Annotated in this window: 6 protein-coding genes; all 6 read right to left on the reverse strand. The window is 68.7% G+C overall.

From position 1 onward, the window contains the following. Positions 1–148: 148 nt before the first annotated feature. The gene (locus HNO81_RS17035; RefSeq protein ID WP_175319287.1) at positions 149–826 is read right to left on the reverse strand and encodes a GntR family transcriptional regulator; all 678 of its coding nucleotides are present in this window, start codon (positions 824–826) and stop codon (positions 149–151) included. A gap of 40 nt (positions 827–866) precedes the next feature. Next, a complete protein-coding gene (locus HNO81_RS17040; protein ID WP_175319288.1) occupies positions 867–2,615 on the reverse strand; it encodes a biotin carboxylase N-terminal domain-containing protein in 1,749 nt (582 codons plus the stop codon). After that, the gene (locus HNO81_RS17045; protein ID WP_175319289.1) at positions 2,608–4,278 is read right to left on the reverse strand and encodes a 5-oxoprolinase/urea amidolyase family protein; all 1,671 of its coding nucleotides are present in this window, start codon (positions 4,276–4,278) and stop codon (positions 2,608–2,610) included. Before HNO81_RS17045 ends, HNO81_RS17040 begins: the two co-directional genes overlap by 8 nt. 2 nt (positions 4,279–4,280) lie before the next feature. Beyond that, a complete protein-coding gene (locus tag HNO81_RS17050; protein WP_175319290.1) occupies positions 4,281–5,039 on the reverse strand; it encodes a LamB/YcsF family protein in 759 nt (252 codons plus the stop codon). A gap of 82 nt (positions 5,040–5,121) precedes the next feature. Beyond that, entirely contained in the window at positions 5,122–5,406 is a 285-nt protein-coding gene (locus HNO81_RS20205; protein ID WP_254703545.1) for a hypothetical protein, read from the reverse strand. 54 nt (positions 5,407–5,460) lie between these two features. Further along, a complete protein-coding gene (locus tag HNO81_RS20210; RefSeq protein ID WP_254703542.1) occupies positions 5,461–5,973 on the reverse strand; it encodes a hypothetical protein in 513 nt (170 codons plus the stop codon). Positions 5,974–6,000 lie beyond the last annotated feature (27 nt).

A 6,000-nucleotide genomic window follows, 5' to 3' on the forward strand; every position in this document is an offset into this window, starting at 1 on the left:
CCGTGTGATGTGGTTGGGCGGCGCCGGGGGGCGGGAGCCCCGGGTACGTCAGAACTGCAGGATGTAGTGGGCTGCAGAACAACGGTGTGATCCACAGCATACCGTTTTGTTCAACAATCCTGCAACCCCTTTTCGGGAAGGGCGGCGGTCAGCGTTCGACGGCGGCCAGCAGCTGCGCCTCGGCGCGGCCCAGGTAGGCGGAGAGGAAGTCCGCTGCCGCGGCCCGGTCCCCGGCGTCCATGAGCTCCACGATCCTGGCGTTGTCCTCCACATACGGCTGGTGGAACGCGGGGTTGGCTGCCATCGAGTGGAACACCAGGCGCATCTCGGCCAGGACCTGGTCCATGAGGCTGTTGAGCCGCTCGCTGCCTGCACGGTTCACCAGGGCGCGGTGGAAGTCCTGGTTGGCGCCGGCCATGCCGGAAATGTCCCCTGCCGTGGCGGCGGCCCTGGCAGCTTTGACGATGGCTTCCAGCGGCTCCAGCGGGGCCTCTCCGGCCCACAGCACGGCAGCGGGTTCCAGGAAGCGGCGGACGCGGTAGATCTCGCGGATGTCATCAGCCGTGGGGTGGGCGACGAACACGCCGCGGTTGGGGATGCGGGTGACGATGTGCTCGGCGTGGAGCGCGGTGAACGCCTCCCGCAGGGTGTTGCGGGAGACGCCCAGGGCCTCGCGGAGGGCTTCCTCCGCGAGCTTGGAGCCGGGCTTCAGCTTGCCGGCTTCGATGCGGCTGCGCAGCTGGGCGGCCACCCAGAGGCCCGTTTCGGCGTGCTTTGTGGTCCTGGCCTGGGCCTGGAGATCGGCCAGCACCTCGTCAAACGTCATGGGACCACGATATCGGCCCGGGCCAGTGGCGGCGTCCGTGTCACCCGATGCTGGTAAGCACCTGTCCGGGGGCGACGGCGTCCCCCGCCGCCGCGAACTGCTCCCCCAGCGTGCCGGTGCGGTGGGCGGCGACGGCGGTCTCCATCTTCATGGCTTCGAGCACCAGGACCGTCTCCCCTTCTTCCACCGAAGCGCCCGGCTCCGCCAGCCACTTCACCACGGTGCCGGCCATGGTGGCCAGCAGGTCGCCGTCGTTCTGCTCCGCCTCTTCCTCGGCCTGATGCTTCGGGGCGTCCGCACCCCGCCGGCCGCCGCCGTCGAGCAGTGAATCCAGCAGCGTCTTGGGCAGCCCGAGTTCCATCCGCTTGCCGTCCACCTCAATGCCGATGGTCCGGCGGGGCTCCTCCGGGGCTGCGGGGCTGAAGGCCGGATCCGCTTCCAGGGCCGTGGCGAATTCGCTCTCGATCCAGGTGGTGTAGATGTCCAGTCCGTCGGCGCGGGTGAAGTCCGGTGCGTCCACCACGGCCCGGTGGAACGGCAGCACGGTGGCCAGGCCACCGATGCGGAACTCGCGCAGGGCACGGCGGGCACGGCGCAGTGCCTGCTGCCGGTCCGCGCCGGTCACCACCAGTTTGGCGAGCAGGGAATCGTACTGGCCCGGCACCACGGACCCCGCGCGGACACCGGTGTCCACGCGAATACCAGGCCCGGTGGGCACGTCGAATTCGGTGACGGCACCCGGGGACGGCAGGAAGCCGCGGCCCGGATCCTCGGCGTTGATCCGGAACTCGAACGCGTGGCCGCGCGGCTCCGGATCCGTCAGGATGGGCAGCTCCTCCCCCGCGGCGATCGCCAGCTGGGCGGCCACCAGGTCCACGCCCGAGGTCTCCTCGGTGATGGGGTGCTCCACCTGCAGGCGGGTGTTCACCTCCAGGAAGCTCAGGAAGCCGCTGCCGTCCAGCAGGTACTCCACCGTGCCGGCACCCACGTAGCCGGCCTCGCGGCAGATGGCCTTGGCCGAGGCGTGGATGGCCGCCCGCTGGTCGGGGGTGAGGAAGGGCGCCGGGGCCTCCTCCACGAGTTTCTGGTGGCGGCGCTGCAGCGAGCAGTCACGGGTACCCACCACCACCACGTTGCCGTGCGTGTCGGCGATGACCTGGGCTTCCACGTGGCGGGGCCGGTCCAGGAACTTCTCCACGTAGCACTCGCTGCGGCCGAAGGCGGCCAGGGATTCGCGGACGGCAGAGTCGAAGCTCTCCTCGATGTCGGCCTGGTTCCGGACCACCTTCAGGCCGCGGCCGCCGCCGCCAAAGGCAGCCTTGATGGCCACCGGGAGGCCCACCTGCTCGGCGAACGCGCGGACCTCGGCTGCGCTGGCCACCGGGCCGTCGCTGCCCGGGGCCAGCGGGGCGCCGGCGCGCACGGCCACCTCGCGGGCGCTGACTTTGTCGCCCAGGAGCCGGATGGTCTCCGGGGACGGGCCAATCCAGGTCAGGCCGGCGTCGAGGACCGCCTGGGCGAAGCCTGCGTTCTCGGACAGGAAGCCGTAGCCGGGGTGGACGGCATCGGCTCCGCTTTTCACCGCGATGGCGAGGATCTTTTCGATGTCCAGGTAGGTGTCCTGGGGTCGGGATCCGGGCAGCGCGTACGCCTCGGTGGCGGCGGAGACGTGCAGCGCGTCGGCATCGGGATCGGCGTAGACGGCCACGCTCTCCAGGCCTGCATCGTCGCAGGCGCGGGCGATCCGGACGGCAATCTCGCCACGGTTGGCAATGAGGACTTTACGCATGGGGGCTTTCCTTCGGTGTTTCGGGCTGTGCTGCCGGGACCGTGGCGGCGGCGAACCGCACGGTGGTGCCGGGGGGAAGTTGGGCGGCTTTGTCCAGGTCTGCGTGGACGACGACGGCAATCACCGGATACCCGCCGGTCACCGGGTGGTCAGAGAGAAACAGCACGGGCTGGCCTTCCGGGGGTACCTGCACGGCACCGCGGACGGTTCCTTCGCTGGCAAGTTCGCCGTCCCGGCTGCGGGCAAGTGCCTGGCCGTTCAGCCTGAGGCCGATCCGGTTGGACTGGGGCGTGACGGTCCACTCCTGCTGAAGGAACGCTTCCAAAGTCTCGTCGCTGAACCAGTCCCGCCGGGGTCCGGGGACCACGCGCAGTACGGTGGCTTTTTCCTGGTCCGGCAGGGGCGAAATCTCTGGGTGGCCCACGATGCTCCCGCGTCCCGGAGTCCGGACGGGCAGGACGGTGCCGGCCTGGAGCGGTTCGGGGCCGATGCCGGACATAGTGTCCGTGGAACGGCTGCCCAGGGCAACAGGGCCGCCCAGACCGCCACGGACACCTACGTAGGAGCGCAGGCCTGCCGTGGGAGTGCCAACAGTCAGTTGCTCCCCTGCCAGGAGGGCGAACGGGGCGTCGCACGCGGGGTGGCGTACCGCCGTCGTCCGCTGTTCTTCGCCATCCCGTGGCTCTTCCGGTGGCGTGATCTCCAGCGGAACGGCTGCGCCGGTGACGGCAAGGACCTGGTCGCTGAGGGCCACGAGTTCCAGTCCGCCGAAGAGGAGTTCGATGCCGGCGTCGCCTTCGCCGTTGCCCACCAGGCGGTTGGCGCGGCGTAGTGCTCCGCGGTCCATGGCGCCGGCGCTGCTGACACCAAGGGACGCGTAGCCGGGGCGGCCGAGGTCCTGGATAGTGGACTGGAGGCCGGGCTTGCGGACGGCGAGGCCTTCGGTGGCCTGTTCTTCGGTTAATGCCGCGCCGGTACTGGTTTGGTGGTGGTGGGTCAGGGTCGCCTGGGCACGGATGGCCTTGAACCGGACAGTGTCCCCGGGCCGGACCAGGGCGGGACGTTCCCGGCCCAGGTCCCACATGGCTGCAGCAGTCCGGCCGATCAGTTGCCAGCCGCCCGGTGACTGGCGGGGATAGACGGCCGAATAAGCTCCACCCAGGGCAACGGCGCCGGCGGGGACGGCGGTACGTGGCGAGCGTCGGCGGGGAACCTCCAGGCTGTGGTTCTCGCCGGTGAGGTAGGCGAAGCCGGGAGCGAAGCCGGCGAAGGCCGCGGTCCACAGCTGCCCCGTGTGGGCTGCCACCACACCCGCACGGTCCAGTCCGGTGAGCGCGGCTACCTCGTCGAGGTCCTCGCCGTCGTACACCACGTCAATGGTGACCAGTGCGCTCTCGGCCTCCGCGGGGGCCTCGAGGTCCAGGGTGCGCACGTGCGCTGCGAGGGCCTGCGCCGCTTGCGGCGAATCAGCGGTGATGAGGACTGTCCGGGCGGCGGCAATGACGTCCACCTGGCCCGGGCGCGGATGGGCCATGAGCTGGGCATGGAGGCTGAGGACGGCATGCAGGGTGGGCAGTTCAACCAGGATCGCCCTGTCTCCGGCAGGTCGGATCCCGGTCAGCTGGACAGGAGCTGCTTGAGTCTCGTGCTGCTGCGTGGTCATGGCTAGGCGAAGCTCTGGATCTGGATGCCGGCGTCCACCAGTGCGGCGCGGACGGCAGCGGCCATCGCCACGGACCCGGGGGTGTCACCGTGCAGGCAGATGCTTTCCGCCTTGACCGGGACAAGCGATCCGTCGATGGCACGGACCACGCCGTCGGTGGCCAGGCGCAGGACATGGTCGACGACGTCGCCCACCTCGTGCAGCACTGCGCCGGGTTCGCGCCGGGAGACCAAGGTGCCGTCGGGGTTGTAGGCCCGGTCGGCGAAGGCTTCGGCCACCGTGCGGAGTCCGGCAGCTTCGGCCTGGCGCTGGATCTCGGAGTTGGGGAGCACCATCAGGGGAAGCGTGGGGTCCACGGCCAGGATCGCGGCCACCACGGCGCCGGCCTGCTTGGGATGGTCCACGATGGTGTTGTAGAGGGCACCGTGGGGCTTGACGTAGCGGACGGCCGTTCCGGCTGCGAGGGCCACTGCCTGGACAGCGCCGATCTGGTAGACCACGTCAGCGGTCAGCTCATCCGGCGTCATATCCACGAAGCGGCGGCCGAAGCCGGCCAGGTCACGGTAGCCGGGGTGGGCGCCAACGGTGACGCCGGCCTTCACAGCGGCCTGGCAGGTAGCCATAATGCCTACGGGATCCCCGGCGTGGAAGCCGCAGGCGACGTTGGCGCTGGATACACTTTCGAAAATGGCGGCGTCATCGCCGAAGGACCAGTTCCCAAAGGACTCGCCGACGTCGCTGTTCAGGTCGATGCTGGGCATTGTGATCTCCGTCTCGGATTGGTGTCCTTCAAGAATGCCCTAAAAAGACGGATTGTTCAACAATCTGAGAGAGGTGATTGCTTCAGAATCCCTGTAAGGCGTCGTGAAGCATCCGGTGGCCTTGGCTTTCAAATTCGATATCGCCAACCTTGTATGCCCAGGCAGCCGTGGCAACGGCCTCACGCAGCTGCATCACCTTCCACAGCCGGCTACCCCGGGGATCTGGGCCGTAGCCCGAGAAGAAAGCCGTCTCCAGCTGCGGATCCGTACGCCATTGCTGTACGGCAAGACGACAGAAATCGCTGGCAGCCGGCCTGAAGTCAAACCTGCCAAAGTCGATGACCCTTACCTCATTCCCGTCGACCAGCCAGTTGCGGGGCTGCCAGTCGCCGTGGGTCGGGACGACATCGACCGGCTCCGGCTAGCAAGCGCTGAGGATGGCCCGTGCCCCGTCTGCGGCAGACTCCTTGATGCGGTGGGGTTCTTCAAGCCACGCGAGGGCCTTGGCGGTGGCCGCTGCCTCATAGTCCGCGTCACGGCGCACGTCCTGGTCATGAAAAGCGCGCAGGAGGGCTCCGGCTTGAACGTAGGTCTCCGCAGCATATTCGGCGTCCATGCCTTCTACCACGCAGCCTTCCAGATACTCCGACACCAGGACGTTCGCAGGGCCGTCCGCGTGGACAAGCCGTGGTGCGCGGTTCTGGAGGGACAGGACATGGACCCAGGATTGGTGGGCCCTCATCTCCCGCCCAATGTGGTGATTCGCGGGACCGCCGGCCTTGACGATGTGCCTGCGCTGCCCGCTCTCCACTTCCAGAACCGCCGTATCGGAGAGGTCCCAGGAAAGATCACTCACCAACTGGACCCCCGGGAGCCATGTTTCCACGAGCTTGGCCTGCTGGGCGCTGAGGCGGTTAGTGTGCCAGGAGTCCATCCCGGCAGACTACCCGGTCCGGCAGTT

Source organism: Pseudarthrobacter sp. C4D7 (genome assembly GCF_013359725.1).
Lineage (GTDB): Bacteria > Actinomycetota > Actinomycetes > Actinomycetales > Micrococcaceae > Arthrobacter.

What these genes read in the sequence shown, in the direction of transcription:
- HNO81_RS17035 (WP_175319287.1), bottom strand. Translation starts at nt 826, where the DNA reads ATGACGTTTGACGAGGTGCTGGCCGATCTCCAGGCCCAGGCCAGGACC.
- HNO81_RS20210 (WP_254703542.1), bottom strand. Translation starts at nt 5,973, where the DNA reads ATGGACTCCTGGCACACTAACCGCCTCAGCGCCCAGCAGGCCAAGCTC.
- HNO81_RS17045 (WP_175319289.1), bottom strand. Translation starts at nt 4,278, where the DNA reads ATGACCACGCAGCAGCACGAGACTCAAGCAGCTCCTGTCCAGCTGACC.
- HNO81_RS17040 (WP_175319288.1), bottom strand. Translation starts at nt 2,615, where the DNA reads ATGCGTAAAGTCCTCATTGCCAACCGTGGCGAGATTGCCGTCCGGATC.
- HNO81_RS17050 (WP_175319290.1), bottom strand. Translation starts at nt 5,039, where the DNA reads ATGCCCAGCATCGACCTGAACAGCGACGTCGGCGAGTCCTTTGGGAAC.